General features: G+C 58.0%; 23 protein-coding genes. 13 read left to right on the top strand and 10 right to left on the bottom strand.

Translation table 11 applies throughout. The annotated features are described in order from the left end of the window. Positions 1-56 precede the first annotated feature (56 nt). The 4 genes from AS89_RS0104625 to AS89_RS0104610 form a co-directional block, all read right to left on the bottom strand. On the bottom strand, positions 57-2,828 hold the full coding sequence (locus AS89_RS0104625) for a valine--tRNA ligase (RefSeq protein WP_010131217.1): 2,772 nt from the start codon (positions 2,826-2,828) through the stop codon (positions 57-59). A 143-nt stretch (positions 2,829-2,971) separates the two neighbouring features. Continuing rightward, the gene (locus AS89_RS0104620; protein ID WP_010131216.1) at positions 2,972-4,030 is read right to left on the bottom strand and encodes a hypothetical protein; all 1,059 of its coding nucleotides are present in this window, start codon (positions 4,028-4,030) and stop codon (positions 2,972-2,974) included. Positions 4,031-4,051: 21 nt separating this feature from the next. Continuing rightward, on the bottom strand, positions 4,052-4,477 hold the full coding sequence (locus AS89_RS0104615) for a DNA polymerase III subunit chi (protein WP_010131215.1): 426 nt from the start codon (positions 4,475-4,477) through the stop codon (positions 4,052-4,054). Positions 4,478-4,813: 336 nt separating this feature from the next. Next, positions 4,814-6,283, bottom strand: coding sequence for a leucyl aminopeptidase (locus AS89_RS0104610; protein ID WP_010131214.1), 1,470 nt, complete (start codon positions 6,281-6,283; stop codon positions 4,814-4,816). A 300-nt stretch (positions 6,284-6,583) separates the two neighbouring features. Between AS89_RS0104610 and lptF the strand changes: the two genes are divergently transcribed. Together lptF and lptG are read left to right on the top strand one after the other, a co-directional pair. Continuing rightward, on the top strand, positions 6,584-7,729 hold the full coding sequence (gene lptF, locus AS89_RS0104605) for an LPS export ABC transporter permease LptF (RefSeq protein WP_010131212.1): 1,146 nt from the start codon (positions 6,584-6,586) through the stop codon (positions 7,727-7,729). After that, positions 7,716-8,777: an LPS export ABC transporter permease LptG gene (gene lptG / locus AS89_RS0104600; RefSeq protein WP_010131211.1), complete on the top strand. Its 1,062-nt coding sequence runs from the start codon at positions 7,716-7,718 to the stop codon at positions 8,775-8,777. The genes lptF and lptG overlap by 14 nt, the downstream gene beginning before the upstream one ends. A 40-nt stretch (positions 8,778-8,817) precedes the next feature. Here lptG and AS89_RS0104595 read toward each other — a convergent pair whose 3' ends face one another. Together AS89_RS0104595 and AS89_RS0104590 are read right to left on the bottom strand one after the other, a co-directional pair. Further along, positions 8,818-9,324 (bottom strand): RDD family protein, encoded by a 507-nt coding sequence (locus tag AS89_RS0104595; RefSeq protein WP_010131210.1) that lies wholly within the window; start codon positions 9,322-9,324, stop codon positions 8,818-8,820. Between the two features lie 85 nt (positions 9,325-9,409). Beyond that, positions 9,410-9,850 (bottom strand): hypothetical protein, encoded by a 441-nt coding sequence (locus tag AS89_RS0104590; RefSeq protein ID WP_010131209.1) that lies wholly within the window; start codon positions 9,848-9,850, stop codon positions 9,410-9,412. A 615-nt stretch (positions 9,851-10,465) separates the two neighbouring features. On the opposite strand from AS89_RS0104590, the gene AS89_RS0104585 reads away from it, so the two are divergent. The 7 genes from AS89_RS0104585 (at position 10,466) to AS89_RS0104555 (ending at position 19,112) form a co-directional block, all read left to right on the top strand. Then, a complete protein-coding gene (locus AS89_RS0104585; RefSeq protein WP_010131208.1) occupies positions 10,466-13,195 on the top strand; it encodes a family 20 glycosylhydrolase in 2,730 nt (909 codons plus the stop codon). Between the two features lie 298 nt (positions 13,196-13,493). Next, positions 13,494-15,122 carry a GMC family oxidoreductase gene (locus tag AS89_RS0104580; RefSeq protein ID WP_010131207.1) on the top strand — a complete coding sequence of 543 codons (1,629 nt, stop codon included), beginning with the start codon at positions 13,494-13,496 and terminating at the stop codon, positions 15,120-15,122. Further along, a complete protein-coding gene (locus AS89_RS0104575; protein ID WP_010131206.1) occupies positions 15,119-15,946 on the top strand; it encodes a putative RNA methyltransferase in 828 nt (275 codons plus the stop codon). The genes AS89_RS0104580 and AS89_RS0104575 overlap by 4 nt, the downstream gene beginning before the upstream one ends. Before the next feature lie 70 nt (positions 15,947-16,016). After that, a complete protein-coding gene (gene tadA / locus AS89_RS0104570) occupies positions 16,017-16,451 on the top strand; it encodes a tRNA adenosine(34) deaminase TadA (RefSeq protein WP_010131204.1) in 435 nt (144 codons plus the stop codon). A 1-nt stretch (position 16,452) separates the two neighbouring features. Next, a complete protein-coding gene (locus tag AS89_RS0104565; RefSeq protein WP_010131202.1) occupies positions 16,453-16,887 on the top strand; it encodes a potassium channel family protein in 435 nt (144 codons plus the stop codon). A 112-nt stretch (positions 16,888-16,999) separates the two neighbouring features. Continuing rightward, positions 17,000-18,376, top strand: coding sequence for a hypothetical protein (locus AS89_RS0104560; protein WP_202798375.1), 1,377 nt, complete (start codon positions 17,000-17,002; stop codon positions 18,374-18,376). A 55-nt stretch (positions 18,377-18,431) separates the two neighbouring features. Further along, complete coding sequence (locus AS89_RS0104555) at positions 18,432-19,112, top strand: SOS response-associated peptidase family protein (RefSeq protein ID WP_010131198.1); 681 nt, start codon at positions 18,432-18,434, stop codon at positions 19,110-19,112. Between the two features lie 16 nt (positions 19,113-19,128). Here AS89_RS0104555 and AS89_RS0104550 read toward each other — a convergent pair whose 3' ends face one another. Then, positions 19,129-19,884, bottom strand: a complete 756-nt coding sequence (locus AS89_RS0104550; protein WP_010131196.1) for a phosphorylase family protein — start codon at positions 19,882-19,884, stop codon at positions 19,129-19,131. A 170-nt stretch (positions 19,885-20,054) separates the two neighbouring features. Between AS89_RS0104550 and trxA the strand changes: the two genes are divergently transcribed. The 3 genes from trxA (at position 20,055) to AS89_RS0104535 (ending at position 22,451) form a co-directional block, all read left to right on the top strand. Further along, positions 20,055-20,909 carry a thioredoxin gene (gene trxA, locus AS89_RS0104545; RefSeq protein ID WP_010131194.1) on the top strand — a complete coding sequence of 285 codons (855 nt, stop codon included), beginning with the start codon at positions 20,055-20,057 and terminating at the stop codon, positions 20,907-20,909. A 22-nt stretch (positions 20,910-20,931) separates the two neighbouring features. Beyond that, positions 20,932-21,249, top strand: a complete 318-nt coding sequence (locus AS89_RS0104540) for a Nif3-like dinuclear metal center hexameric protein (RefSeq protein ID WP_010131192.1) — start codon at positions 20,932-20,934, stop codon at positions 21,247-21,249. 272 nt (positions 21,250-21,521) lie between these two features. Then, positions 21,522-22,451 (top strand): SGNH/GDSL hydrolase family protein, encoded by a 930-nt coding sequence (locus tag AS89_RS0104535; protein WP_010131190.1) that lies wholly within the window; start codon positions 21,522-21,524, stop codon positions 22,449-22,451. A gap of 123 nt (positions 22,452-22,574) precedes the next feature. On the opposite strand, the gene AS89_RS0104530 is transcribed toward AS89_RS0104535, so the two are convergent. Next, positions 22,575-24,278, bottom strand: a complete 1,704-nt coding sequence (locus AS89_RS0104530) for a thioredoxin domain-containing protein (RefSeq protein ID WP_010131189.1) — start codon at positions 24,276-24,278, stop codon at positions 22,575-22,577. Positions 24,279-24,672: 394 nt separating this feature from the next. Between AS89_RS0104530 and AS89_RS16910 the strand changes: the two genes are divergently transcribed. Continuing rightward, positions 24,673-25,413, top strand: a complete 741-nt coding sequence (locus tag AS89_RS16910; RefSeq protein WP_010131188.1) for a prolyl oligopeptidase family serine peptidase — start codon at positions 24,673-24,675, stop codon at positions 25,411-25,413. A gap of 18 nt (positions 25,414-25,431) precedes the next feature. Here the strand turns inward: AS89_RS16910 and AS89_RS0104520 are convergent, their stop codons facing one another. Together AS89_RS0104520 and AS89_RS0104515 are read right to left on the bottom strand one after the other, a co-directional pair. Then, positions 25,432-25,968, bottom strand: coding sequence for an NUDIX hydrolase (locus AS89_RS0104520; protein ID WP_010131187.1), 537 nt, complete (start codon positions 25,966-25,968; stop codon positions 25,432-25,434). Positions 25,969-26,054: 86 nt separating this feature from the next. Then, positions 26,055-26,498: arginine deiminase family protein (locus tag AS89_RS0104515; RefSeq protein ID WP_010131185.1), on the bottom strand; the 444-nt coding region annotated here is incomplete at its 5' end.

Here is a 26,498-nt window from a genome sequence, read left to right as displayed (position 1 = left end):
CAATAAAAAAGGCGAGCCAAGTGGCTCGCCTTTTTTGTCCTTCAGAACCGGGTAGGTTACAGGTTCTTCAGTGACTCCAGCTGTTCCGCAAAGCGCGCGCGCGCACTTTCCAGGTCGGCCAATCTTTCCTTTTCCTTGTTGACCACCGCTTCCGGGGCCTTGTTTACAAAGTTCGGGTTTTTCAGCTTGCCAGCAACACTGGCGAGATCCTTGTCCAGCTTGTCGAGTTCCTTCTGTACCCGCGCACTTTCCGCTTCCACATCGATCAGTCCCGCCATCGGTACCAGCAGTTCCAGCTCACCCACGAGTGCGGTGGAAGAGGCCGGCGCTTCCGCCCCCGCTTCCAGGGACTCGATGGACTCCAGGCTTGCCAACTTGATCAGGAGGCTGCGGGTCTGCTGCAGCAGCTCTTCGTCGCGCTCGGAGCCGTTGCGCAGGATCAGCGGGATTTTCTTCGCCGGGGAAATATTCATCTCACCGCGAATATTACGCACGCCTTCGATCACACCCTTCAGCCAGGCGATGGCCGCTTCGGCATTTTCGTCGATGCGGTGCTCGTTGGCTTCCGGGTAGGGCTGCAGCATGATGGTATCGCCGGCCTTACCTGCCAGTTCTTTTACGCGCTGCCAGATTTCCTCGGTGATATATGGCATCAGAGGGTGTGCCAGACGCAGGATGGTTTCCAGTACGCGAATCAGTGTGCGGCGAGTGCCTTTTTTCACTGCGTCGCTGGCGTTTTCGTCCCACAGTACCGGCTTGGAAAGCTCCAGGTACCAGCTGCAGTACTCGCTCCACACGAAGTCGTACAGGGCCTGGGAGGCCAGGTCAAAGCGGTAGCTTTCAATGGCTTCCTTGACTGCAATTTCGGTGCGCTGCAGCTGAGAAATAATCCAGCGGTCGGCGATGGACAGCTCGAAATCTTCGCTGCCGTCCTGCCCGCAGTCGTGACCGTCGCAGTTTTGCAGCACGTAGCGAGAGGCGTTCCAGATCTTGTTGCAGAAGTTGCGGAAACCTTCGATACGACCGACGTCAAACTTGATATCGCGGCCGGTAGAGGCCAGCGAGTAATAGGTGTAACGCAGGGCGTCGGTACCGTAGGCGGCGAGGCCGTCCGGGAATTCCTTGCGGGTCTGCTTTTCAATCTTCTCGCGCAGGCGCGGCACCTGCATGCCCGCGGTGCGTTTGGTCACCAGGCTTTCCAGGTCGATCCCATCGATCAGGTCGATCGGGTCCAGCACGTTGCCCTTGGACTTGGACATCTTCTGGCCCTGGCCATCGCGCACCAGACCGTGGACGTACACGGTTTTAAATGGCACTTCCTTCTTGAAGTAGAGGGTCAGCATCATCATGCGCGCAACCCAGAAGAAGATGATGTCGAAGCCGGTTACCAGCACGCTGGTGGGGTGGAACATTTCCAGTTCCGGTATTTCTTCCGGCCAGCCCAGGGTGCCGAAGGTCCACAGGCCTGAGGAGAACCAGGTGTCGAGGACATCATCGTCCTGGCGCAGCTCAATGTCGCCGAGGTTGTACTTTTTGCGCACGTCTTCCTCGCTGCGGCCAACGTACACATTGCCGTCGTTGTCGTACCAGGCGGGGATGCGGTGGCCCCACCACAGCTGACGGGAAATACACCAGTCCTGGATGTCGCGCATCCAGGAGAAGTACATGTTCTCGTAGTTTTTCGGCACGAATTCAACGCGGCCGTCTTCGACAACCTTGATTGCTTCATCCGCCAGCGGCTGGGTTTTTACGTACCACTGGTCGGTGAGCCAGGGCTCAATCACCACGCCGCTGCGGTCGCCGCGCGGAACCTTCAAGGTGTGCGGCTCGATTTTCTCCAGCAGGCCCAACGCGTCCAGGTCATCTACTACTTGGGTGCGTGCCGCAAAACGCTCCATGCCGCGGTATTTTTCCGGCACGTTGTCGTTGAGGTTGGCGTCCTGGTCCAGGATGTTGATCATTTCCAGATCGTGGCGCTGGCCCATCTCGTAGTCGTTGAAGTCGTGGGCCGGGGTGATCTTCACGCAGCCGGTACCGAACTCCAGGTCTACATAATCGTCGGCGATAATCGGGATCTCCCGGTCCGCCAGTGGCAGCTTGATGGTCTTGCCGATCAGGTGCTTGTAACGCTCGTCTTCCGGATGCACCGCCACCGCGGTATCGCCCAGCATGGTTTCCGGGCGGGTGGTGGCAACCACAAGGTGACCGGAACCGTCCGACAGCGGGTAGCGGAAATGCCACAGGCTGCCTTGCTCTTCTTCGTTCAGCACTTCGAGATCAGAGATCGCGGTGTGCAGTTTCGGGTCCCAGTTCACCAGGCGCTTGCCGCGGTAAATCAGGTCGTCTTCGTACAGGCGAATGAAGACTTCCTGCACGGCCTTGTAGAAGCCGTCGTCCATGGTGAAGCGTTCGCGGGACCAGTCCGGGCTGGCGCCCAGGCGACGCAGTTGGCGGGTGATGTTGCCGCCGGACTCTTCCTTCCATTCCCACACTTTCTCAATGAACTTGTCGCGGCCCAGCTCGTGGCGATTCTTGCCATCGGCGGCCAGCAGGCGCTCCACCACCATCTGGGTGGCGATACCGGCGTGGTCGGTGCCCACCTGCCACAGGGTGTTATCACCCTTCATGCGGTGGTAGCGAATCAGCGCATCCATGATGGATTCCTGGAAACCGTGTCCCATGTGCAGGCTTCCGGTGACGTTCGGCGGCGGAATCATGATGCTGTAGGGGGTGGCTTCGGTATCACCGGAAGGCTTGAAGTAGCCGTTTTCTTCCCAGGTTTTGTACCACTGTTGTTCGATGGCGTTGGGCTGGTATGTCTTGTCCATGCGCGGGGGAATGCCTTGCGTTGTATGGGCTGGCTGCCGGGTCACAATTTCCCGGGCCATTAAAATTAGAGAATAGAGAAAAAGGGGCGGAATTATACCGCTGGGCTGAGGAGGGGCAAATGTTGTGCGCGCTAGAGAGCCGCTTACTCCTGCTCCGGGTAAATCTCGTCTACCAGGGCCGTGATATTGGCGCGTAGCTGCCGCTCCAGTTCCGGAAGCTGCTCGGCCATAAGTTGCTCGATCAACTTTTCCCGTGCGCTGGGTTCCTCAGACTCACCATTGTTTGCCGGTGCCTGAGGCTCCGCGGCGGCAGCCTGTTCAGTCTTTACTGGTTCCGCGGCAGGGTGGGCTTCTGCGCTGATGGATTCTGTCTGGGGGGAGGGCGGTGCCAGATGCTCCGCTCGCGGTACCCGCCCGCCAGTCAGGCGCGCGCGGATATGCGCAGGCAAAAATGGGTTCTCGCCACCACTCCCCTGGGGGGCAGGCGTAGCTTTGGTGGCTGGTGCCTTATCGTTGTTGGGCGTGGCAATATCGGCTTGGGCCTCCGGCTTGACCACTGGGGCCTCAGCCGAAGCCTGTGTGTTTCTATCTGTAGGCGCAGGCGCAGCAGTCGGCGCGGACTTTTGTGCCGCCGGGTTCGCCGGTTTTCGCGGGGAGTCGAACAGTCCAGGTTGAAATTCTGCGCGCGCCGCGGGCTTGCCATCGGCGTGCATATCAGCATTTTGGGCAGGTTGTGACTCTGCGCTTCGCTCTTTCTGCGTCTCTTTCTGCGTCTCTTTTGGTGTCGGTGTCGGTGTCGGTGTCGGTGTCTCGGCTGTCTTGCCGCTGGCCACAGCAGCGCGCGGGAGGTCCTGCAGTGGGCGCAGTAGCTCGCGGTCCGCGTCACTCAATATGGGCGCATACTCATCGTCCAGTTCTTCGTCGATTGGACTGAACAGAATCGGCAGATCAGCTTCCTCCAGCGGGCGTGGCTGAGGCTTGGGAGCGGGCGCTGTCGCTGAGGGCTTGGCTGGTGCTGTCTGCTGGGGTTGCGGGGTGCTGCCGCCGGCGGATGGCGAGGCAGGGGCGGCTACCTGATCCAGCAGGGGAATGTCTGCTTCCATGTCACTGCCCAGCAGCTCGTGCAGCGAACTCAGCTCGTTCAGCAGTTCGTGCGGCGGCTGACCCTGGCGGTGCTTTCTGTTTTTCTTGCGGCCGGACATGGAGTTAGGTTCGGGTTCTTATCAATTGGCAATTTTATGGGATTGTAACGGATATCCGCGGTCGCGGAAGTGACTGTATCGAGTTCTTGACCGCGCCAGGGAGTCTGGATGCTGGCAGACGATCTCCGCAAGCCGGTCGAAGCGGCTGAACCAGCGCGGGATATCTGCGCACAGGTTAATTAGTAGCCCGTGATGCTGGCCGGGATCTTCGCCGCTGTTGACCTCAATGGCAGCCTGCTGGTCGAGGTTCTGCGGTGCGTGCGGCAGGAAGCTGTCTTCACGAAATGTCCACAACAACTCATCCAGCTGTTTGGCTTGCTCGCCGTTATCCACAGCGATCAATACCCTGAGGCCATTGCGGAAGGCTTTCTCCGCGAGACGACAGGCAAAGTTCTGAATCTCGTCGGGATTCTCAGAAGCCAATACGTAAAAATCTATTCGGGTCATGATTAAAAAGAGCTACTTCAGCTAGATGCGAAGGTGACGCTACCGGGGGCAGCTGTGCGAGACCTTCTAAAACAGGGATGTTTTAGAAGAGCCCCCATGGATGGGTTCACGGCGTGTCTCGCACAGCTGTCCCCGGTAGTGGCACCGCCACGCCCCTTGGTTCAGAGGGTTGATCTAACCGCTGTGGCGGCCTTACCACCGGTAACGGTTCACAGGACACGCCGTGAACCCATCCCTGGGGGCTCTTCCGCGAGGTCCCTCTCGCGGAAGGTCCTGCGAACCGTTACCGGTGGCAGAGCCTTAGCCCATGCTCTGAGCTTCGTTTTTTGGTGTTGTTTACTTTTTATTCAGGATGTATTGCAGCAGCAGCGGTACCGGGCGGCCGGTTGCACCTTTAGCAGCGCCGGACTTCCACGCACTACCTGCGATATCCAGGTGGGCCCAGTTGTAGTCTTCGGCGAACCGGGCCAGGAAGCATGCTGCGGTTACCGAGCCGGCCTCGCGACCACCAATGTTTTGCATATCGGCAAAGTTGGAGTTCAGCATTGGCTGGTACTCGTCCCACAGGGGCATACGCCAGGCGCGGTCACCGCTGGTCTCACCGGCGGCAATCAGGTCGTTTGCCAGCTTGTCCTGGTTGGCATACAGGCCGGTGGCATGGTGGCCAAGGGCGATTACGCAGGCGCCGGTCAGAGTGGCCACGTCGATTACCACGCTCGGCTTGAATTTACCCGCCCAGGTCAGCGCGTCACAGAGTACCAGGCGGCCCTCTGCGTCAGTGTTGAGGATCTCGATGGTTTTGCCGCTCATGGAGGTTACGATATCGCCAGGTTTGCTGGCGCGACCGCTGGGCATGTTTTCGGCAGCAGCCACAACACCCACCACGTTTACCGGTGCGTTCATTTCAACCAGCGCGTTCATTACGCCGAATACGCTGGCCGCGCCGCACATATCGAACTTCATTTCGTCCATCGCCGCGCCCGGCTTCAGGCTGATACCGCCGGTATCGAAGGTGATGCCTTTACCCACCAGCACGATCGGCTTCTGGCCGGCTTTGCCGCCCTTGTAATTCATCGCGATCATCGCCGCCGGTTCGTCACTGCCCTTGGCAACGCTCATAAACGAGCCCATGCCCAGGGATTCCATTTTCTTGTTGTCGAGCACGGAGGTGGACAGTTTTGCGTGTTTTTTCGCCAGTGCCTTGGCTTCGCCCACCAGGTAGCTCGGGGTGCAGATGTTGCCGGGCAGGTTGCCCAGTTCACGCGCGACGTTACTGCCGAGTGCCTGGCCACCACCAAGCTCCACGCCTTTTTGTACGCCCTTCAATTGCTTTTTGTCCGCGGCATGCACGGTGAACTTTGCCAGTGCATTCGGCTTGGCGTCGCTGTGGCAGCGGGTGAACTTATAGCTGGCAAGGCCAGCCGCGAGTGCTGTCTGTGCGGCCTGCCAGGTGGCGTCGGCGTCTGTTACCGGCACTTCCACCAAGTATGAGGAGGCATCTTTCAGTGAGGTAACGGCCGTGGCGCTGCTATTGGCCACTTTGCGGAATTCTGCCTGGGAAATTGGGGTCTTAGAGGTGCGCACCAGTAAGGCGCGCTCGGCGCCACCTTCAATGGTCGGCACCATGAGGGTGCTGCCGGCAGCGCTGCCCAGGTCGCCGCGTTTCAGGATTTTGCTCAAAAGACCGCCATTTGCCTTGTCCAGCGCGCTGCCACTGTCGCTGAGGCGGTTCTTGTTGTCGACGGGGAGAATGGCGCAGGCACTGCGTTGTTTGAGGATGTCGGTGACCTTGGCGGTAAACTGCATGTAATCGTTTCCTTTATGAATTTTGCCTGCCGCGGCTAATTTACAGACGAATGCTTCGAGCTATTTATTACACGCTCGGGGGTGTCTTGCTGTCAGTGGGCCAGAGATTGGCTGATGGGCCGAGACATTGCCGGGCTTTTTGGTGATAATGCGCCGCACAAGTTTAACCCGAGAAGGATCGATTTGCTCGGGAACCTCTGAACCGGTGTCCTATTCTGACACTCGCCGATACGGATTAACCGGAATCGCATTTCAAATCGCCCTAAATCAAACAGTGCAATCAGGGAAGCTGGTCGTTCAGTGATAATTTTCCGCTACCTCTGCCGCGAGCTACTCGGTGCAACTCTGGCCGTCAGTGCCGTGTTGCTGCTGATGGTCATGAGCGGCCGTTTTGTGAAGTACCTGGCGGAAGCTGCGGCGGGCGACCTGTCTGCTGGAATCCTGTTCTCCCTGATGGGCTTTCGCCTGCCGGGCTTTCTCGAGCTAGTTATCCCTCTCGGCTTCTTTGTCGGTATTTTGCTTGCTTACGGCCGTTTGTATATCGAGAGTGAAATGACGGTTCTGCACGCGTGTGGCTTCAGTGAGCGGCAGTTGCTGGCGTATACCCTGGTACCCGCACTCATGGTCGCAGCGTTTGTAGCGGCAATGAGCCTGTACCTGACCCCTACCGGGATTGAGCGCACCTCGCACCTGCTCACTGCGGACAAGACCCGCAACGAGTTTGATCACCTGGTACCGAAGAAATTTATCGCGACCAGCGGCAACCGCGCCGTGTACTACGCCGAGGGGCTGAGCGACGACCGCTCCACGATGCACAACGTGTTTCTCGCCGAGTTGGGCAACTCCCGCGGCGACACCGAAACCGACCACCAGATTGTCACTGTAGCCCGCGAAGGGGTACAGCAGATAGACCCCGAAACCGGCCTGCGGTACCTGGTACTGCGGGATGGCTACCGCTATGAAGGGGTGCCAGGCCAGAGCGACTACCGACAGATGGCATTTGCCAGCTATGAGGTACTCCTTGAGGTGCCGCGCCTGCGCTCGAAAGCCAGCGAAAAGCTGCAATCCATGTCTACCGCAGCGCTGTGGAAAAGTGAGGACCCGCGCGAGCGGGTGAACCTGCACTGGCGCTTCAGTTTGCCCGTGCTGGTGTTGATCGTTGCCATTCTGGCGGTGCCCCTGAGTCGCACCAATCCGCGCCAGGGGCGTTACGCCAAAATGATCCCCGCGGTACTGCTGTACATCGTGTATCTGGTGGCCCTGCAGAGCGTTCGTGGTGCCATTGAGGATGGCAAGATTGAGCAGGCCTGGGCCATCTGGCTGGTGCACCCGCCATTCCTGATCCTCGGCCTGATCTTGCTCGGTGGGCGCGATCGCAAGCCGCGCAAGCGGGGGGCAGACAACGGTGGTGCTAGCAATGCGGGAGGCGCGGATGTCACTGCTTGATCGTTATATTGCGCGCACCGTTACCCTGGCCATCCTGGCAGTGCTGATGGTGATCCTTGGGCTGGATGTGATTTCCGCCATTGTCGATGAGCTGGAAGACCTGGGTGGCAACTACCAGTTCGCCAATTTGCTCGAGTATGTGTTGTGGACACTGCCGGAACGAATCTACAGTCAGCTGGGATTCTCCGCACTAGTGGGTTGCATGGTGGGCCTTGGCACGCTTGCCGGTACCAGTGAGCTGACCGTGATGCGCGCGTCGGGCGTATCCATCGGGCGTATCGCCTGGGCGGTTATGAAGCCGGTCTTGGTACTGATTATCTTTGGCCTGGCGCTGGCCGAGCTGGTGATCCCATACACCAATCAAACGGCCGAGAGCCGCCGGGCGATTGCCCAGGGGGAGCTTGAAAACTCCGGTCTGGAACACGGGTTATGGCTGTTTGATGGCGGTGAGTTTGTGCACTTCAATGCGGCGTTGCCGGGTGGAACCCTGTTTGGTATCACGCGCTACAAGTTTGACGAGGATCGCCAGCTTCAGCAGGTGGTTTTCTCCGAGCGCGGGCATTTCGAAAATGGTCGCTGGGAGCTGCAAAACAGCCGCCAGACCCGCCTGACGGCAGATCGCGCCAGCAGTAGCCGGGAAGCGCGTTCCACTTGGGATTCGGATATGTCACCGGAACTCTTTTCACTGGTGGTGCCGCTGCCCTCGGATCTCTCGCCGCGCAACCTCTGGTCTTACGGGCGCTTCCTGGATCGCAAGGGAGAGGAGTCCTCGCGATACTGGCTGGCGTTCTGGAAGAAGGTGCTGCAACCGCTGACCATCGCGGGTCTGGTGATGATGGCCATCTCGTTTATCTTCGGCCCGCTGCGCGAAGTGACCACCGGATTGCGGGTGTTTACCGGTGTAATCGTGGGGATCGTGTTCCAGACGGTGCAGGATATGTTGGGACCGTCTTCCGTGGTATTTGGTTTCCCGCCGTTTATCGCGGTGATTGTGCCGATTATGGCGAGCTTCCTGCTCGGCTGGCTGTTGTTGAAGCGGGCGCGCTAAGCGCCCGTTTCTCACTGTTCTTCGCTTGATCAATCAGATCTTACAGCGACTTTTTCTTCTTCTTTTTTGGCAGCTGCCGGACTTCCGAATCTGACGCCAGGTCATGCCAACTGGCTCGATCCGGTCGGAAATATCCCCAGAAATATCCCAGCCCCAGACACGCTGCCGACAGCGGGCCAACCAGCGCACGAATGCAGCACTGGTACCAGCTCAACTGCATGCCATTGTTGTTCGCCACCATCAGGCGCCAGGCGCGCATGCCAATGGTCTGGCCGGCAGCGCGCCACGACCAGAAGAAATAACCGGCGGTGACCAGGAGCAAGCCGAGCTGGTAAAGCGGGCCGCCCACGCACGGGGTGTAGTCGATGTGCTCGGGCTGGCACTGCAGGCCGCCAAATGTGGTGGCTACGAGCAGGGCGAAGAAGCCGTACACCATCCACAGGCCGGCGACGATCAGTGCGTCGTAGACGAGGGCAATCAGGCGCGGTACTACGCCCGCGTAGGGCAGCTGGTTGAATTCAGTGGGTGATTTGACGGTATCGGGCACGGGAATCTCCGCCTGTGGAAAAAGTGGCGGAGATTCTAGCAGGTAAATGAGGGGACGCGCGCCTTAAGGGTAGGGCGGAGTCCGCTCAGAACTCGTATTCGAACGAGAACTTGAACTTGTCGTCGGAGAGGCGGAAGTCGTAGTCCAGCACGTTACTGAACTTGCCCTCGCTCTGGGTATACCGCAGCAGCGGGTGCTGCTTGCTGCGTTTGTGCTGGGCCATGTAGGTCTTGAAGCCCATCTTCAGGATTTCATTGACCGCGCGTCCTCCGGTTTTCTCGGCGTAGTCACTGGGGCGAGTATGCTGCTCCAGCCACTGGTGGTTGAGACGGCGGTGGGTCATGCCCATGGAGTTGTTACGCAGATTCTCCGCAGATTCGTACAGAGCCTCGTTGTCCATGCCGAAGGCGCTATCGATAAAGAATGCGTTGTCGGCCTGAAGGTTCAGGGCGCTATTCGAGTCGGGAATAAAAATATCGTCGGCAAACAGGGTTGAAGAAATTGGGAGCAGTACGAGACCGAGCACGACTGGTAGGCGATTAACCAGGTGCCTTGACGTACGAAACCGAGTACAGCGAGATTCCATTTTGCTACCCCAGGGAATGTTTTCTTGGCTCAGTTGGTTGCTGAACAACCACTGAATTTATTATGGCTCACCCTGTTCAAGCTGTTGTATCTCACAAAAAGCGCGAAGATGCCAACGCCGTGTGCAAACGTTTCTGTGAAACGAGTCATTTTTCCGCAAGCCCCATGATTGCTGGATCTTTAGAGTTTTGCCCAGTTCTCGAGGCCTGCGGGGAGCTTTCCGCCAATGTTTTTTAGTATAAAAACGGTTTAGTCGCCGAAATGCTTATAAAAACTTTGTCTAGTAAGCGAAGCCTTGGATCAGCCTGAGCAGGGCCAGTTCCATGACTTCTGACTATTGGCGTCATTTTGGTCGCGAGTGTTGCCGGGCGCGACAGCGCGTCAGCCGCACGAAAAAGTGAACAAGTGAGGGGTGCTGGTCATCTAACCATTGCTTTGTTGACAGCGCTGTCTTTTTCGCTATGGTGTTGTGCTGGGCGGATTCTGAAACCGCCGCCACAACATAAGAATTCAACGGGTGCTCCGTGCAGTGCACTCACCAATAAAGAGACTATCCATGAGAAGGATCCCACTCTTTGCCAGCCTGGCCTTGTCCGCGGTCATTGCTGCCTGTTCCGACCCGAGCTCTACCGAATCCCCTGCGGCCACCGCGCCGCTGGCGAGCGCCGACTCCCCGGCCGCCGAACGGATTGCGGCCAATTTTGCGGTCACCCAGGAAGTGCTCAAGAATTTTCAGGGCGTAGACGATGCCCTGCGCGCCCAGTGCAAACAGGCCGGCGGCAGCGGCGCCGTCTGCTCCACCTACCGCATCAGCCTGACGAACAACGGCTCTGCGGTAGGCACCGACGAGCGCGACTGGACCCTGTATTTCCACAGTGTGCGTCGCACCTTCGCACTACTCAACAGTGATGCCTTCACGCTGGAACGGGTAAACGGTGACCTGCACCGCCTGACGCCGACCGAGCAGTTCGCTGGTATCGCCCGTGGTGAAACCCTGGAGCTGGATTTGCTGGCGGAGAACTGGATGCAGTTCGAGTCTGACTTCCAACCGCGACTATTTGTGGTGGATGCCGCTGGTGCGCCTCACATCATTCGCGCCACCGACACCGATGACCTGTCGGATATCGTGTTGCCGATCACCAAGAATGATCCGGACAACTGGAAAAGGGTTGCCAGCGACAGCAATACCCTGGCAACAGCCCAAACCCGCTATCAACGTTTTACCGCCGATGTCGCGCCGGTAAGCCAGCAAGAGTGGCGCGCCCGAATTATTCCGCAGCCGGCCAGCGTGCAGCTGGCCGATGCGCCGGCGGTGCAGCTGGGTTCCGGTATTGCATTGCAGGCGGAGGGACTGGATGCCGGTTCGGTTGCCGCCCTTCAGCAACGTATCGATACGCTTGAGCTTTCTCCGCAGGGAGAGGCCGCTTACCGGGTACAGATAAAGGTGGATGCCACAGACTTTGCCGCACAGCCGGCGGGTGCTTACCGGCTGAGCGTCGGCGCGCAGGGCGCCGAAGTAGTGGGCGCCGATGCCAGTGGGGCCTTCTACGGTGTGCAATCCCTGCTGGCATTGGTTGACCTGAAAAGTGCCAGCCTGCCGCAAGTCGCCGTCGAAGACGCTCCACGCTTCCCCCATCGCGGTATGTTTGTGGATGTGGGGCGTAATTTCCACAGTAAGGAAGTGATTCTCAAGCTGCTGGACCAGATGGCGGCGTACAAGCTCAATCGATTCCACTTTCACCTGTCTGATGACGAGGGCTGGCGCCTGGAGATCCCCGGTCTGCCGGAACTGACCGAGATCGGCAGCCAGCGTTGTTTCGACCTGGAAGAAAATCGCTGTCTGCTGCCGCAGCTGGGCTCCGGCCCATTTGCGGACAACTTTGGCAGTGGTTTCTACAGTGTGGACGACTATGTAGAGATCCTGCGCTACGCGGCGGATCGACATATTGAGGTGGTGCCGGAATTCGATATGCCGGCGCATGCGCGTTCCGCGGTGGTGGCGATGGAAGCCCGTTACCGCAAGCTGAAGGATTCCGATCCGGAAGCGGCGGCCGCCTACCGCCTGATCGACCCGCAGGATGACACCGAGTACCTGTCGGTGCAGTTCTATAACGACAGTTACATTAACCCCTGTGTGGACTCGACGTACAACTTTGTCGGCAAGCTGGTCGGCGAGGTGAAGGCGATGCACGATCGCGCAGGCCACCCGCTGAAGACCTGGCATTTCGGTGGCGACGAGGCGGTGAATATCATGGCCGCGGACTCCTTTGAAGTAGCGCCGGGCACTGACCCCGAAAAGGGGAATGTCCGTGCCGAACAGCGCAATAAGCCGTGGACCAACTCGCCCCAGTGCAAAAAGTTGATTGCCAGTGGTGAAGTAAAAGCCATCGACGAGCTGGGTGAACTGTACGCCAAACGGGTGAGTAAACTGGTCGCCGATGCGGGCGTGCCGACCATGGCCGCGTGGAATGATGGAGTGAAGAAAATTAGTGACGCGGCGCAAGAGCTGGCCACGCCACACAATTACGTAAACTCCTGGGCGCCGCTCTTCTGGGGTGGTGGCGACGAGAGTGTGCACTTTGCGGAGACCGGGTTTGATGTGGTGCAGTCCCACTCCGACTTCCTCTATTTCGACATGCCCCAGGAAGTGGACCCGAAGGAGCGTGGATACTACTGGGCATCCCGCTATACGGACACGCGCAAAACGTTCAGCTATGCACCGCTGAATACCGCGCAGCTCGCCGAGCTGTACCCGAACCGCGATGGCCAGGGTTGGGCTGCCACCACACCGGCAGCGGAATTCACCGACAGTGTGCGCGGTATGCAAGGACAGTTGTGGAGCGAAGTGGTACGCACCGACGAAGCGGTGGAATACCAGGTGTATCCGCGCCTATTGGCTTTGGCCGAGCGCGCCTGGCACCAGGCTTCGTGGGAGCTTCCAGTAAAAGAAGGACAGAGCTTCTCTGCTGAAACCAACTTTGTGGATAAGTCCGCGGTAGCGGCAGACTGGGCAGTGTTTGCCGCGGCACTGGGCAACAAGGAGTTGCTCAAGCTGGATCGCGCTGGCGTTGGCTACCGGGTGCCGGTACCGGGGGCGATAGTAGAAGGTCAAAGCGTGAAGACCGCTGTGCCTTACCCAGGGCTTGCACTGGAGTATTTCAACGGAGAGCAGTGGCAACCACTGGCCGACGATGTGCCCCCGCAAGCGGTGCAGTCCCTGCGTGCCATGAGCGCCGACGGGCAACGGGCCGGACGATCGGTGGCACTGGAACCCGTGGCATCGTAACCGACATTCCCTCAAGGATGTCGCATATAAGAAGGGCCCGTTTACGGGCCCTTTTTTATTGTTCTTTTGTTGTCCTTATATTGCTGTCACTTGCTATCGACCGCGAGGCGCCTCAGCCTCCGGTCTACAATTGCTGAATAAATCCCGGCGATCAGCGCGCTATTCCTCACGGATTTCGGAATTGAAGGTGTTCTGTGTGGCGGGGGTGGGGAAAATACCGCCCGTGGGGTGCTAGATTGGGCGCACTGTATTTCTCTAAAGACCATCGACCTAATAAGAACGACGACGAGAGGTGCCCATGGCGAAAAGTAAGGTCTATGACTACGTAATCGTGGGGGGCGGCTCTGCGGGTTGTGTGCTGGCAAACCGCCTGAGCGAGGACGAGCAGAATCGGGTTTGCCTGCTGGAGTCTGGCCCCTCGGATCACAACCTGTTGATTCAGATGCCTGTGGGTATTGGCTATCTGGTACCCGGCAAACGCTTCAACCTGCATCATTACACCGAACCGCAGGAGCATCTCGACGGCCGCCGCCTGTTCTGGCCGCGGGGCAAGGTGTTGGGGGGCAGCAGCGCGATTAACGCCATGTTGTATATCCGCGGCAATTCAGCTGATTACGATGCCTGGGAAGGCGCCGGCAACCCTGGTTGGGGCTGGGATAGCATCTTGCCGTACTTCCTCAAGGCGGAGGGCAATGCGCGCGGCAGTGATGCCTGGCACAGTGGCTATGGCCCACTGTCGGTGTCGGACCTGAAGTGGAAATCGCCAGCAGGCCATGCGTTTCTGCGCGCCGCCAAGGAGGCCGGGCACCGGTTAAATCATGACTTTAACGGTCAGCAGCAAAACGGGGTCGGCTTTTATCAGGTCACCCAGCGATCCGGGCGACGCTGTTCATCCGCCACTGCCTATTTGTACCCCGCCAAAGCGCGCTCAAACCTGAGTATCTATACCCGCTCTCCAGTGGCAAAACTGGACTTCAAGGGTGACCGGGTGTGTGCGGTAACCCTGGTGAATGGCCAGCGCATTGTGGCTAATAAAGAGGTCATTTTGTGTGCCGGGGCGATCCAGTCTCCGCAACTACTGATGCTGTCGGGTATTGGCCCGGAGGCGGAACTGAAAAAACTGGGGATCGTGCCCCAGTGTCATTTGCCCGGGGTGGGCAGGAACCTGCAGGATCACCTGGATATTACTCAGGTGGTCGAAACCAACCGCCCGGTTGGGTTTAACGATGCGCTACTACCGAAAATGTTGGCGGCCATGCATCTTCCCGAGTACCTGTTTTTGAATCGAGGCAAACTAACCAACAACGTTGCCGAAGCGGGCGGCTTTGCCAGTTCCAGTCTTGCGGGTGGGCATCCGGATATCCAGTTTCACCTGAGTGCGGTGCCTCTATTCAACCACGGGCTCGACAAGCGCCCCGGTAATGGTTACTCGCTGCACGCCTGTGCATTGCGGCCAAAAAGTCGCGGGCAGATCCGTTTGGCATCGCGCGATCCGCGGGACCTGCCAATCATTCAACCCAACTACCTCGCAGAACCGGACGACCTGCAGGTATTGGTGGAAGGCTTTGAAATGTCGCGGGATATTATCGAGCAATCGGAATTGAAGCAGCTGCAAAAACGTTGGTGGCTGCCGGAAGCGTCGCTCACCAGCAAAGAAGCGATTACCAACTTCATCAGACAAAAAGCTGAGTCAATTTATCACCCGGTGGGTACCTGCAAAATGGGGCAGGATGAGCAGGCTGTGGTGGATAGTGATTTGCGCGTGCGTGGCGTGGATGGACTGCGTGTGGTGGATGCCTCCATAATGCCTACCTTGATCAGTGGCAATACCAATGCGCCGGTGATCGCCATAGCCGAAAAAGCAGCGGATATTATTTTGCATAAATCCGTCGTGCCGATTACTGAGGAAGTCACCGAGAACGCATGATCTGGCAGTGCCCCCAATGCAATCTTTCCCTTGGCCTTGAGGGTCGGAGTTGGCGCTGTGCCAATGGCCACAGCTTCGATCAGGCCCGTGAGGGCTACGTAAATTTATTGCCGGTGCAGCAGAAGCGCAGCCGTGAGCCCGGTGACTCTGCGGAAATGCTGAATGCTCGGCGGCGCTTTCTGGAGGCCGGGCATTATGCGCCATTGGCTGACGCCATTTGTGCCCAGTTAATGCTCGGTCGGGAGGCTGGACTGCGGGAAGGAACCTCGGTTGTACTGGATGTGGGGTGTGGCGAGGGATATTACGCCCGTGCTTTGGTTCAGGGCGGGTGGCCAGAATCGGCAATCGCCGGTGTGGATATCGCCAAGGCCGGTGTGCGGCTTGCGGCGAAAAAACAGGCGCAGGCACATTTTGCGGTTGGCAGCAGCTTCCACTTGCCGGTTGCAGACAGTAGCGTCGACGCCGTACTGCGCGTATTTGCTCCGGGCCCGGCGGAAGAATTACTGCGTGTGTTGAAGCCCGGGGGGACCTTGCTTGACGTATCCCCGGGGCCGGATCATTTGTGGAGCCTGAAAAGCCGGTTATACCAAACGCCCCAGCAGCACAGTGTGCCGGCGCCTGTCGCCGGATTTACTTTGGAGAGTGAGCTGCGTTGTGATTTCCCGCTGGTGATTGAGGGAGGCGAACCGGTGCAGGATTTTCTCGCCATGACACCCTTTGCGTGGAAGGGAGATGCCGAAGCCCGGCGCATTCTTGAGGAGGAGGTGCGCCTCAAGCTTGAAGCGGACTTTCTGTTGCGTCGCTATACCAAGCCCGTTCACTGATCTTCACCGATAAATAACAACCTCAGCGACAGGTTCAGGAAAGCGAGACGTGGCAACACCTCAGGATTTTATGTTTATGCAGCGGGCACTGGGGCTGGCTGCCCAGGCCGCGGAGGCGGGAGAAGTGCCGGTTGGTGCGGTTGTGGTGCAGGGGGGCGAGGTGATTGGCGAGGGCTTCAACCAGCCGATTTCGGCATCTGACCCAAGCGCTCATGCGGAGGTGATGGCCATGCGTGCAGCCGCGCGCCAACAGCAGAATTATCGGCTGCCCGGCGCCACCCTGTATGTGACCATCGAGCCCTGTACCATGTGTTTCGGCACTTTGATTCATGCGCGCATCGGGCGTGTAGTGTATGGGGCAACAGAACCGCGTGCCGGGGTGATCACCAGTCAGCTACAGTTGCCGGAACAGAATTTTTTCAACCACAAGGTGCAGGTGGAAGGTGGCGTTTTGGCCGAGGAGGCCGGCGCCTTGCTCAAGGATTTTTTCCGAAAACGGCGTTGATATGCTGATCCCCATTGTCATCAACACGCTTCTGGTTACCTTCGCGGTGGTGATTCACCACGAGGTGCTCAATGCGCTGTTCTGGGTCGGGCAACAGTGGCAGTTGCGCAGGAATATTGGTGTCCTGGTTGGCGTTTTCGGCACCTTGATCGCGCATGTACTGGAAATCTGGATGTTTGCGGTCGGTTACTATGTGATGTTCCACTCGCCGCTATTTGGCACACTGGAGGGCAACTTCGATGGTTCCCTGCAGGACTGCATTTACTTTTCTTTCACCACCTATACCTCACTGGGGCTCGGCGATATCGAGCCCCATGGGACTTTGCGTTTCACCGTGGGGCTTGAAGCCCTGACTGGCCTGGTATTGATCACCTGGTCGGCGTCTTTCCTGTTTCTCAAGATGCAGCGCTACTGGGCAGAGGACCGCAGCGACTAGTCCCGATGGCTGCCAGCCATTGTGGCTCACGCGGGAAGACAGGGTGCGCTTGCGAGCGAATGCCAAATTAATTCGTCGATAACACATGTGTGAACAAACAGCGGGAATCATCGTGAAAAACCTAATCTGTGTGACAATCTTGTGTGGAATTCTGGGGTTGCTCATCGCGTGCGATAACAAACCTCCCGCACAAAGTACTTCTGCGGTACAAGAGCCCGCTGCTGAGTCGCAAGGGGGCGAACCGGAGGTCCAAGCGACTACCGAGAGTGATCCAGCGCTGGACAAACTGGCCGAGCACTACGTGCGGCTGGTCCTCACTCTGGGCAAGCACGATAAGAGTTATGTCGATGCCTACTACGGCCCGGCAGAGTGGAAGGCAGAAGCCGAAGCCGATACGGCGTCGCCGGCGGAGCTCGCCAACCGCGCCGAGCGACTACTCGCACAGTTGCCACAAACCATTGCGCCGGCCGGTGACCTGAATACCCTGCGTAAGCAGTACCTGAAAACCCAGCTGGGTGCGGTGGCCTCCCACGCACATCACATTGCCGACGCCAGCTTCCGCAATTTCCAAGAGGAGGCCAAGGCGCTCTACGACACCGAGCCACCGGTACAGCAGTACAGTGATTTCGACTCGGTACTGGCGGCACTGGATGCCGAGTTGCCTGGCGATGAGCCTCTGCACACCCGGGTGCAAACGTTTCGCGCGCAATACCAGATTCCAGAAGACAAACTCGACAGCGTATTCAAAGCGGCCATCGAAGCCTGCAAGGCGCGCACCCAGGAGCGCGTTGCACTACCTGCCGCCGAAAGCTTTCGCCTGGAATACGTCAAAGACAAACCCTGGAGCGGCTACAACTGGTATCAGGGGGACGCGCACAGCCTGATCCAGATCAATGCGGGGCTACCGATTCATATTGACCGCGCCGTGGACCTCGGTTGCCACGAAGGGTATCCGGGGCACCATACCTATAACGCACTACTCGAACAAAAACTGGTAAAAGACCTGGGGTGGGTCGAGTACAGCGTGTACCCATTGTTCAGCCCCCAGTCACTGATTGCTGAAGGGACGGCGAATTATGGTATTGAGCTTGCGTTCCCGGGGGAAGAAAAAACCCGCTTTGAGCAGGAAACCCTGTATCCACTGGCTGGGCTCGATCCTGCGACTGCGGAAAAATACCAGCGTGTACTGGATCTGCTTGCACAGCTGAAGTTCGCGGAAAATATTGTTGCCCGCGAATACATCGACGGGGAAATCGACCGTGCAGAAGCGGTAAAACGTTTTCAGAAATACACCGCGATGAGCCCGGAGAAGGCGGAGCAGCGTGTAAACTTTGTGGATACCTACGGCGCCTACGTGATCAATTACAACTGGGGTAAGGCGCTGGTGAAAGAGTATATTGAGGCCGATACGGATACCACGGAGGCGCGCTGGGAAAAATTTGGCCGCCTGTTGTCCTCACCGCGTTTGCCGTCTTCACTGAACTGGTAGCCACGAAACCGATCTTCACTTAACGGACAGTCTATTAACAATTAGTCAAAAAGCTATGTGCAGTGTTTTTGATGTCGATGATGAGGCGGGTTTCGAGCGTTTCCTCGATGAGTATGGGATCGAACACCAAGAGGAAATGCTTTTTGGTCGGCGCCGGCGTCCCACAACCAAGGTGAGTATCGTCACTGGCCGTCACGGTGCACATCAGGTGGAAAATGCGATCTGGCACCTGTATCTGGAAAAGCAGGGCGATACCTGGAAGCCCCATAAAAAATACTGGTCGATCAACAGTAACTGGAAAAAGCTCGGGCAGCGGCCGGAGTACCGGAAATCGCGCTGCCTGATTCCCGCAAGCGCCTGGGTGGAAAGCCAGCATGGCAAAAACCCGGTAGAGTTCCGCTTCGATCGCCCGTTCTTTTTTTGTGGCCTGTACAAAACCTGGGGCGACGTATTGAGTTGTTCGATCATCACCCTGGCGGCACACCCGGATACCGCCCAGTTCCATGAGAAAAGTTTTCCGATGATTGCGCCGGCAGACCCGGCCTTTGTCGAACAATGGCTCGATGGTGGGGAAGACACCCAGGCGTTTGAACCCTATCTGCACCCGGATATTCGCGTTGGCGACGCGGACCTGCTGGTGCAGCCGCTCCACAAGGCCATGGGCCTGGCGTACACCGGGGAGGCCCAGCGGGTGGATCAGTACGTACCACCGGGTACGTCAGCGGGACTGTTCTAGCGCTTCGCGTTAGAAATCACTGCGCGTGTTCCGACAACTGGCCCAGGGTTTTTCCCGGCAGATACTCCAATACTCGCAACAGTTGCTTTTGCAGGGATTGCGAGGCTGTAGCAAGGTTGCGCAGAAACTGTTCCTCGGACGTCCCCGGCTCGTCCAGTAGGTTGGTAATCGATTTTATCGCCACCAGCGGTGTATTTTTCAACATGCACACCCAGGCCACTGCGGCCGCTTCCATCTCCTTGGCAACCGCGCCGAATTGCTCGATCACTTCAACATCCCGCGGATGTTTCTGCAGTGAGCTTCCGGATGACACCACACCGGTAGGTAGCTGCAGTACCGACGCCATACCACGCACGTTAAACGCGGGGTAATGGCCAACGGCGGATTCATCGAAGCCGGGCAGGGGCACCAGTCGATCGTGGAACACAAAGCGGTCATCACTCAGGTAGACGGTGCCGATTTCCGCGCTGCGGGCAGAAAAACCGCCGGCGGTACCGGCGCTGATCACGAGATCAGGGGTAAAGTGCGCCACCGTGGTGTAAGCCATCAGGGTGGCGGCGACCGGTCCGATATTGTCTACCGCATAGCGGTGGTCATGGCCGCTAACCGTGGCAGAAATGGCCAGCCCCGCAGACTCGCTGCGGTAGGTCACAAAGGGCAGATCCTGATCGTGGAGCCGGTTATCCACAGCCAGTCCGAGGGCGTCAATCACCGGGCGCGCTTCTTCCTCCATGGCAAACAGTAGAGAAACCTTGCGGATCGGGGAATTCATGTCAATTTGTGTGCCCATAGTGCGTAGCGAAGCCCATTGAGATTGAAAGGCCGCACTCTACCCCCAATTATTGGCGGAGGAAACGCAATTGGTGGCCAATCGGGTATCATGCGCCCATCCGATGGTTGCCGCCCGTGCGGTGGCCCGTCAGCAGAACAACAGGAGTAATCGTGGAAGAATTTATCGTCGAGGTGACGGCAGAGAACGCACAACAGGTACTGATCGAAGAATCCATGAAGCGGCCGGTGCTGGTCGATGTGTGGGCGGACTGGTGCGAACCCTGCAAGCAGCTGATGCCGGTGCTGGAGAAGTTGGCCACAGAATATGCCGGCCAGTTCCTGCTGGCAAAGCTGAATGCCGACACGGAACAGGCCCTGGCGGGCCAGTTGGGAGTGCGCAGTCTGCCCACGGTGATGCTGCTGAAGGAAGGCCAGCCGGTAGACGGGTTTGCCGGCGTGCAGCCGGAGAAAGAAATCCGCGACATGCTGGACAAGTACCTGCCCAAGACCTGGGACCTGCAGTTCCAGCAGGCGCAGAAGCTGGTAGGGGAAGGCGAACTGGACCAGGCGCTGCCGTTGTTGCGCCAGGCGTACGGAGACTCTGGCGAGCGCGCCGATATCGCCAAACAGTATGCCGCGGTGTTGCTGGAGAAAAATCGCACCAAGGAGGCAGAAGGGGTGCTGGGCAAGATTCTGATGGCCGACCAGGATGCGGACTACCAGCAGCTCATGGCGCAGCTGGAACTGAAGCAGGCCGCCGCCGAATCACCCGAAATCAAAGCCCTGCAACAGGCGCTGGCGGAGAACCCGGAAGACAGCGCGTCGGCCTACAAACTGGCGATTCAGTTGAGCCAGGCGGAGCGCCAGGAAGAGGCGCTGGAACTCCTGCTCAGCCTGTTGCGCAAAGACCTCGGCTTTGCCGATGGCGCGGCCAAGCAGGCCTTTCTGGATATCGTTAAAACCCTGGGGGCCGGCGATCCGGTGGCCACCACCTATCAGCGTAAGCTGATGACGCTGATGTTCTGAGCCCAAACGTCGAGCCCGCACCATGTTCAAACTTTGCATCTATGTGCCCGAGACACATCTGGAACCGTTGAAACAAGCGATCTTCGATGCCGGTGCGGGCCGTATTGGTGACTACGACCGCTGTTGCTGGCAGGTGCTGGGCACCGGCCAGTTTCGCCCGCTCGATAATAGCCAGCCGTTTATTGGCCAGAAAGGGCAGGTAGAGCAGGTGGCAGAGTACCGCGTGGAAACCGTCTGCGCGGATGATGTGGTAGACGCGGTGCTTGCGGCCATGCGCCGCGCGCATCCCTATGAGGAGGTCGCGTTTGACCTCTGGCGGTTGGATGACCGCTGTGGTTGAGCGCCTCGTTCCACAGAGGCGCATTGAAAAAAATACGTGCGCTAAATATTTGCCTTCCCGCCGTTCGCGCAGTGCCCTTCTTTAGATCATTTCCCGTTTTCTTTGCAGAGGTTTTTGCGACTGAGTTGCGACCGTACTCCCAATTTAAGTCATGGACTAATTGGTCATTGGAATCCCGGTTGGTAATGGGGCGCTGCCTGCACAACACTTGGGCGGTTCACCGTGATTGCAAATTCGAATAATTGATAAAAACCACAAACGGAGAATTCATCATGCAGAAGCTCAAGCTGCTTGCTCCCCTCCTGTTGTTCTTTTCTTTTTCCGCCAACCACGTTGTAGCCACACCCGCAAAAGCCACCGCTGCTGGCGACAGTATTACCATGGGATTCGCCGCTGACTGTACCGGCAATACATTTTTTACCGGCGGCTTCTTTTGCCTTTTGGGTGGCGATCAACCCGAGCACAGCTGGTTTGATGGCTGGGATTCCAGCGTCAACAGCGTTCACGACAAGTACAAGGCGCTTGATCCGGGCGTAGCGGCCAACAAAGGTGCCGCGCGTTCCGGTGCGGAAATGCGTGGCGGCGGTGATAGTTTCAGTATTCAGGCCGATCGGATTCTGGCCGAGACCACCGTTGCCGATCACGTAGAGGTGGTGCTGGGCGGCAACGATATCTGTAATCGCGACTGTGTTGATGGCGCCAACTGTGCCGACCCGCTGTATACCGACGCGCAATGGCGCGGCGCGGTCCGCGCGGGTATGGACAAACTGGTGAATGGGCTGCCAACAGGATCGACGGTTGTGTTGGGTTCCGTACCGCGCATCCAGGACCTGCGTGCGGCAGGCCTTGCCAAACAGTCCGGGAACTGGCGGGTAAATTGTGAAAGTGCCTGGTCGACCTTTGGCATTTGTCGAATTGCGACCAATGGTGGCACCTTGAACGGTGAGAGCTTTGCTACCCGTCACGCAGGTATTTCTGCCGCCCAGCAACGCTATAACGAAATCCTGCAGGAAGAGGCCAGTGCGTACAATGGCACCAACGGTATTGAGGTGGTTGCCGAGTATGCCGGGGAGTCACAGCCCAGTACCGGCACTTTCCAGTTCGGAAAAAATGACATTGATGGTGGGGACTGCTTCCACCCGAGTGTTGCCGGGCAGAATACCGTCGCCGACCTGATGTGGAATGGCAATCCGGATAAATAAGGTCCTGCGCTCCACGAAATTAACACGGTAAACGGTGAACGGGCGGGAGCTGGCAGTACCCGCCTCCGTGGTCTTAGGCTGAAAAAACCGGGCAGCTGTTCAGGTTCTTGTGCAGGCACCTCTTTAGGTACCGTCTTTGCCACCCTCGTCGGTATCCGAATCCTCTTCGCCGTCATTCTTCTCTTCCGCGTTATCAGCGTCCCCGGCAGCTTCGCCAGCGTTGCCATTGCTAGCTGCGCCATCGGTGTTTCCCGGCGGACTGTCCAGATCGTCGAAGTAGCCCGACTCTGCAACGGTATACTGCAGCCGCTGTGGTAATCCGTTGCGCATAAAGGTTACGTCGGTCACCTCTCCGCTGACCAGTGCATCCCACAATGGGTTCTGGCCACTGTGCACCCATTCGTCGTTAACCCGCAACACAACATCGCCTTCCTCCAATCCCAGCGCAGCAAAAAACTCACTATCGGCAATCCCTTCCAGACGCAGTAACTTGTAGCCATCTACCTCGTGTTCTGCGAGGACAAATTTCTTCGCCAATTCTTCGCGTGCCAGCAGTTGTTGGCGTAGCCACTCTTGCCCTAACGGCAAGACGCCATCCGCTGGGATCAGCCTGCGGGTCTCGCCGGCGGGTTGTTCAATGCGTTGCATGGTTGCAGCGTCTCGCGGTGCCCGACGCGTCAACGGCGGCAGGTCGCTGGACTCACTCTGTTCACCGCGCAGATTTAGTCGCTCCACGATCCCATCATTGTTCAGGATCACATGATCTTTGTGGATATAGGTCAAGCGCACCTTCTGCAGCAGTGATGCGCCCAGCGTAAATCGCGCAGCTTCTTTGTCGTCGACAGCGATCAGCGCGCTGGAATTCTCCGCAGCGGTGGAAAGACTGGTGCCCTCAAGCCGCAGGGGTAATTGCGTGTGCTGGACCTGTGCATCACCAGCGGCGGAGTATCTGTCAGCTTGTGGATGAATACTGCCAGGAGAGATTCCATTGCGCTGCAGTTCCCGGGCTACCCACATCGCATAATGCTCATAGGACTTGGGGCCGCGCGTGTACAGCCCATTGATCAAAACGATGGGGACATTGCCAAAGCCCTGCTCCCGGGCTAACGCTAGGTCAGCATCCACCAGCGCGGAGACTTCCGGCTCCTGCATACAGGTCGTTAAATCTTCCGGTTTCAGGGAGAGTTGTTTTGCCAGCAGGGGGTAGACGTCGCCATCCAGATGGCGGGAGCGCGCGTACAGTCCATCGGCATATGCCCAGGGTGCGCCCTGTCTGGCGGCACAGCGTGCAGCCCGGGCCGCGTTATGTCCCTCGCGGTGGAAATGCATGGGGTAATCGACATGGCGCAGTGACACCCACCCCGGATAGGCATCCAAGAGTGTCAGCAGATGGGGGTGCACTTGGGCGCAGTGCACCGACTGGTAGGAACAGAAAACCGTAAGCGCTACAGTCGCCTGCGGGTTCCCCCTTACGGGGCGCGCCCCCGCATGCACTTCGATACGTGGTGGCGTGGGGTGATCCAGTAACCATTCGACGTCGCCGCCAGTTTGGTCTTGTTTGGCGTTCACCATCTGGGTCAGTTGGGCAAAGCGCATTTCATATTCGGTTAACAGCAAGTCGTGATGCTGAATCTGGATGGCTGCATCCACTTCATGCAGGTATATCGGCTGGCCGCCCACCGTTGCGACGATCCGTTCAGCCTGTGCTGTCGACGTGGCGTTGCCTGCTGGAGATTTGTCGCCGCAGGCGCAGAGTGACAGCGACACTAGTGCAAGAAGCGCGAAGGTTACCGACAGCTGGAAACTCTTCAGGAACAGGTGTTTCATCGCGTTTGGCTCTTTATCGTTCTTGTACAGGCGAGTTTAAACCACCTGGTTGGAATCGCTCCAAGTGGACCGCATGAAAGTTGTGCGCCAAGGCACAAATCTAAAGACGTTCACGCGCCACTGGGTTACAGTGACTCGGAAACCTATACAAATACATACCATGCTGAAATATCTACGCTTTTCCGGTGCTCGCGCCGTTCTTTCGACGGCACTTCCGTTAGCCTGCACGGCACTCCTCAGTGCGTGTTCTCCGCAATCTGAGTCGCAGAGGAACACCAGTGACGGACAACTCAATCGACAGTCCTATATTAGTGAGGTGGATGGGACGGAACGCGACTACTTTGTGTATCTGCCACAGGGTTACGAGGCGTCCCCATCTCAGCAGTGGCCATTAATGTTGTTCCTGCATGGCAACGGTGAGCGTGGCGATGGCAAACAGGATCTGGATTTTGTGCTTACCCACGGCCCCCTGTACGAGGTCTGGGCACAGAAAAGAGATTTACCCTTCATCATCATCGCTCCCCAGTTGCACATGTTCGGTATGGATCGGAAGTTTGCCTACATTGCCAAGCGCAGCCGCGACGCCATCCCCGCGCGACTGGAGCAAGGAACCCCGGACCGAACCTACTTCTCACCCAGCGGCGAGATGCAGCCCGGAGACATGGTGGACCAGTGGGGGCAGGTAGCGCCGTTACTGCCTGATGGCTGGGAGCGGGTGGAGCAGGATCTGTTGAATATTTTGCAGGATACCGGTGAACGCTTGCGGGTGGATCCTAGCCGGATTTACCTTACCGGAATCAGTTACGGTGGCTTCGGCACCTGGTATATGGCGAGTCGTCACCCGCAGAAATTCGCCGCGATTGCGCCCGTGGTAGGGTGGGGGCATCCCGATTTTATGACGCCGATCGCCGGGGCCGCATTGCCCGTTTGGGCGTTTGCGGGCGGTCGCGATACCGCGGTGCAGAAGTCGCATTTCTTCGGCGGTATCAACAGGCTGGAACAGGAAAGTGAGGCGGAAGTGCGCTTTACCATCCACGAAGACATGGCCCACGATGTGTGGCGGCGGGTCTATGAAGGGCAGGACATTTACGACTGGCTGCTCAGGCAGCGCCGCGAGCGTCCGGGACAGGAATAAGCCCCGGGCCGACGTTCATTACAGTTTGCGTTCAATGATGCCACGGTGCAGGCCGTAGCTTCCTTTTTCGCGGTCACTGAAGTAATGCTTCAGTGTCTGCGTCATCACTGGAAAAGCCATCTCCCGCCAGGGGATGTCTTTTTCGTCAAACAGTTCCACTTCCAGCGATTCCGGCCCGGGACCGAAGTTGGTGTCGGTCAGCTCACCGCGGTACAGCAGGTAGACCTGATTAATATGGGGAATGTCGTAAACGGAAAAGAGCTCATCCACGCGGATACTGGCGCGCGCTTCCTCCCATGATTCACGCAGTGCCCCCTGTTCGCTGGTCTCACCGTTTTCCATAAAACCAGCCGGCAGGGTCCACAGTCCATGGCGCGGTTCGATGGCGCGTTTGCACAGTAGCACCTGTTCGCCGAGGTAAGGCAGGACCCCGACGATTACTCGCGGGTTTACATAGTGAATGGCGCCGCAGTCATGGCACAGGTGCCGAGGGCGGTCATCCCCTTGGGGAATTTCGAATACAACGGAGTGGCCACAGTGGCTGCAAAATTTCATGGCGCAAGTATACGCGGAGCACAGAGTGCCGTCAGCTCCTTCAGGTGCACTCGTACTCTATCGCGGTATGCTGTTGGGAAGTTCCATTAAAAGTCGATGGGGTCACGCTTGATGGGGCATGTCATGCAATGCCCACCACCGCGTCCCCGGCCAAGCTCTGCCCCAACAATTGTCACAACCTCGATGCCTTCTTTGCGCAATTGGGTATTGGTGTAGGTGTTACGGTCATACGCAAACACCACGCCGGGCTTGGCGGCGACAAGATTATTGCCACTGTCCCATTGCTGTCGCTCTGAGGCATAGTGGTCTCCTCCCGTCTCCACTACGCGGATTTTCTTCAGTCGCAGGGCCCTGGCAACGACATCCACAAAGGGTTTGTTTTCCAGGGTGATGTGCAGATTCTTTCCCTTGTCTTGTGGGCGTAATACCAGCGTATGTACCTGGTTCATAATCTCCGGATACAGTGTGACCACATCGCGGTCGGCGAATGTGAACACCGTGTCGAGGTGCATTGCCGAGCGCAGTTTGGG

The organism is Microbulbifer agarilyticus S89 (genome assembly GCF_000220505.1).
GTDB classification, from domain to species: Bacteria; Pseudomonadota; Gammaproteobacteria; order Pseudomonadales; family Cellvibrionaceae; genus Microbulbifer; species Microbulbifer agarilyticus_B.
Note: the sequence above shows the minus strand (reverse complement) of the source record. Positions and strands in the feature narration are given on the sequence as shown.

Bases quoted from the DNA above. Each gene is read 5' to 3' on its own strand.
- AS89_RS0104625 (WP_010131217.1), bottom strand. From the start codon at position 2,828: ATGGACAAGACATACCAGCCCAACGCCATCGAACAACAGTGGTACAAA.
- AS89_RS0104620 (WP_010131216.1), bottom strand. From the start codon at position 4,030: ATGTCCGGCCGCAAGAAAAACAGAAAGCACCGCCAGGGTCAGCCGCCG.
- AS89_RS0104565 (WP_010131202.1), top strand. From the start codon at position 16,453: ATGCTGATCCCCATTGTCATCAACACGCTTCTGGTTACCTTCGCGGTG.
- AS89_RS0104610 (WP_010131214.1), bottom strand. From the start codon at position 6,283: ATGCAGTTTACCGCCAAGGTCACCGACATCCTCAAACAACGCAGTGCC.
- AS89_RS0104580 (WP_010131207.1), top strand. From the start codon at position 13,494: ATGGCGAAAAGTAAGGTCTATGACTACGTAATCGTGGGGGGCGGCTCT.
- AS89_RS0104520 (WP_010131187.1), bottom strand. From the start codon at position 25,968: ATGAAATTTTGCAGCCACTGTGGCCACTCCGTTGTATTCGAAATTCCC.
- AS89_RS0104540 (WP_010131192.1), top strand. From the start codon at position 20,932: ATGTTCAAACTTTGCATCTATGTGCCCGAGACACATCTGGAACCGTTG.
- AS89_RS0104575 (WP_010131206.1), top strand. From the start codon at position 15,119: ATGATCTGGCAGTGCCCCCAATGCAATCTTTCCCTTGGCCTTGAGGGT.
- AS89_RS0104585 (WP_010131208.1), top strand. From the start codon at position 10,466: ATGAGAAGGATCCCACTCTTTGCCAGCCTGGCCTTGTCCGCGGTCATT.
- AS89_RS0104530 (WP_010131189.1), bottom strand. From the start codon at position 24,278: ATGAAACACCTGTTCCTGAAGAGTTTCCAGCTGTCGGTAACCTTCGCG.
- lptG (WP_010131211.1), top strand. From the start codon at position 7,716: ATGTCACTGCTTGATCGTTATATTGCGCGCACCGTTACCCTGGCCATC.
- AS89_RS0104555 (WP_010131198.1), top strand. From the start codon at position 18,432: ATGTGCAGTGTTTTTGATGTCGATGATGAGGCGGGTTTCGAGCGTTTC.
- AS89_RS0104550 (WP_010131196.1), bottom strand. From the start codon at position 19,884: ATGAATTCCCCGATCCGCAAGGTTTCTCTACTGTTTGCCATGGAGGAA.
- AS89_RS16910 (WP_010131188.1), top strand. From the start codon at position 24,673: ATGTTGTTCCTGCATGGCAACGGTGAGCGTGGCGATGGCAAACAGGAT.
- AS89_RS0104615 (WP_010131215.1), bottom strand. From the start codon at position 4,477: ATGACCCGAATAGATTTTTACGTATTGGCTTCTGAGAATCCCGACGAG.
- tadA (WP_010131204.1), top strand. From the start codon at position 16,017: ATGTTTATGCAGCGGGCACTGGGGCTGGCTGCCCAGGCCGCGGAGGCG.
- AS89_RS0104535 (WP_010131190.1), top strand. From the start codon at position 21,522: ATGCAGAAGCTCAAGCTGCTTGCTCCCCTCCTGTTGTTCTTTTCTTTT.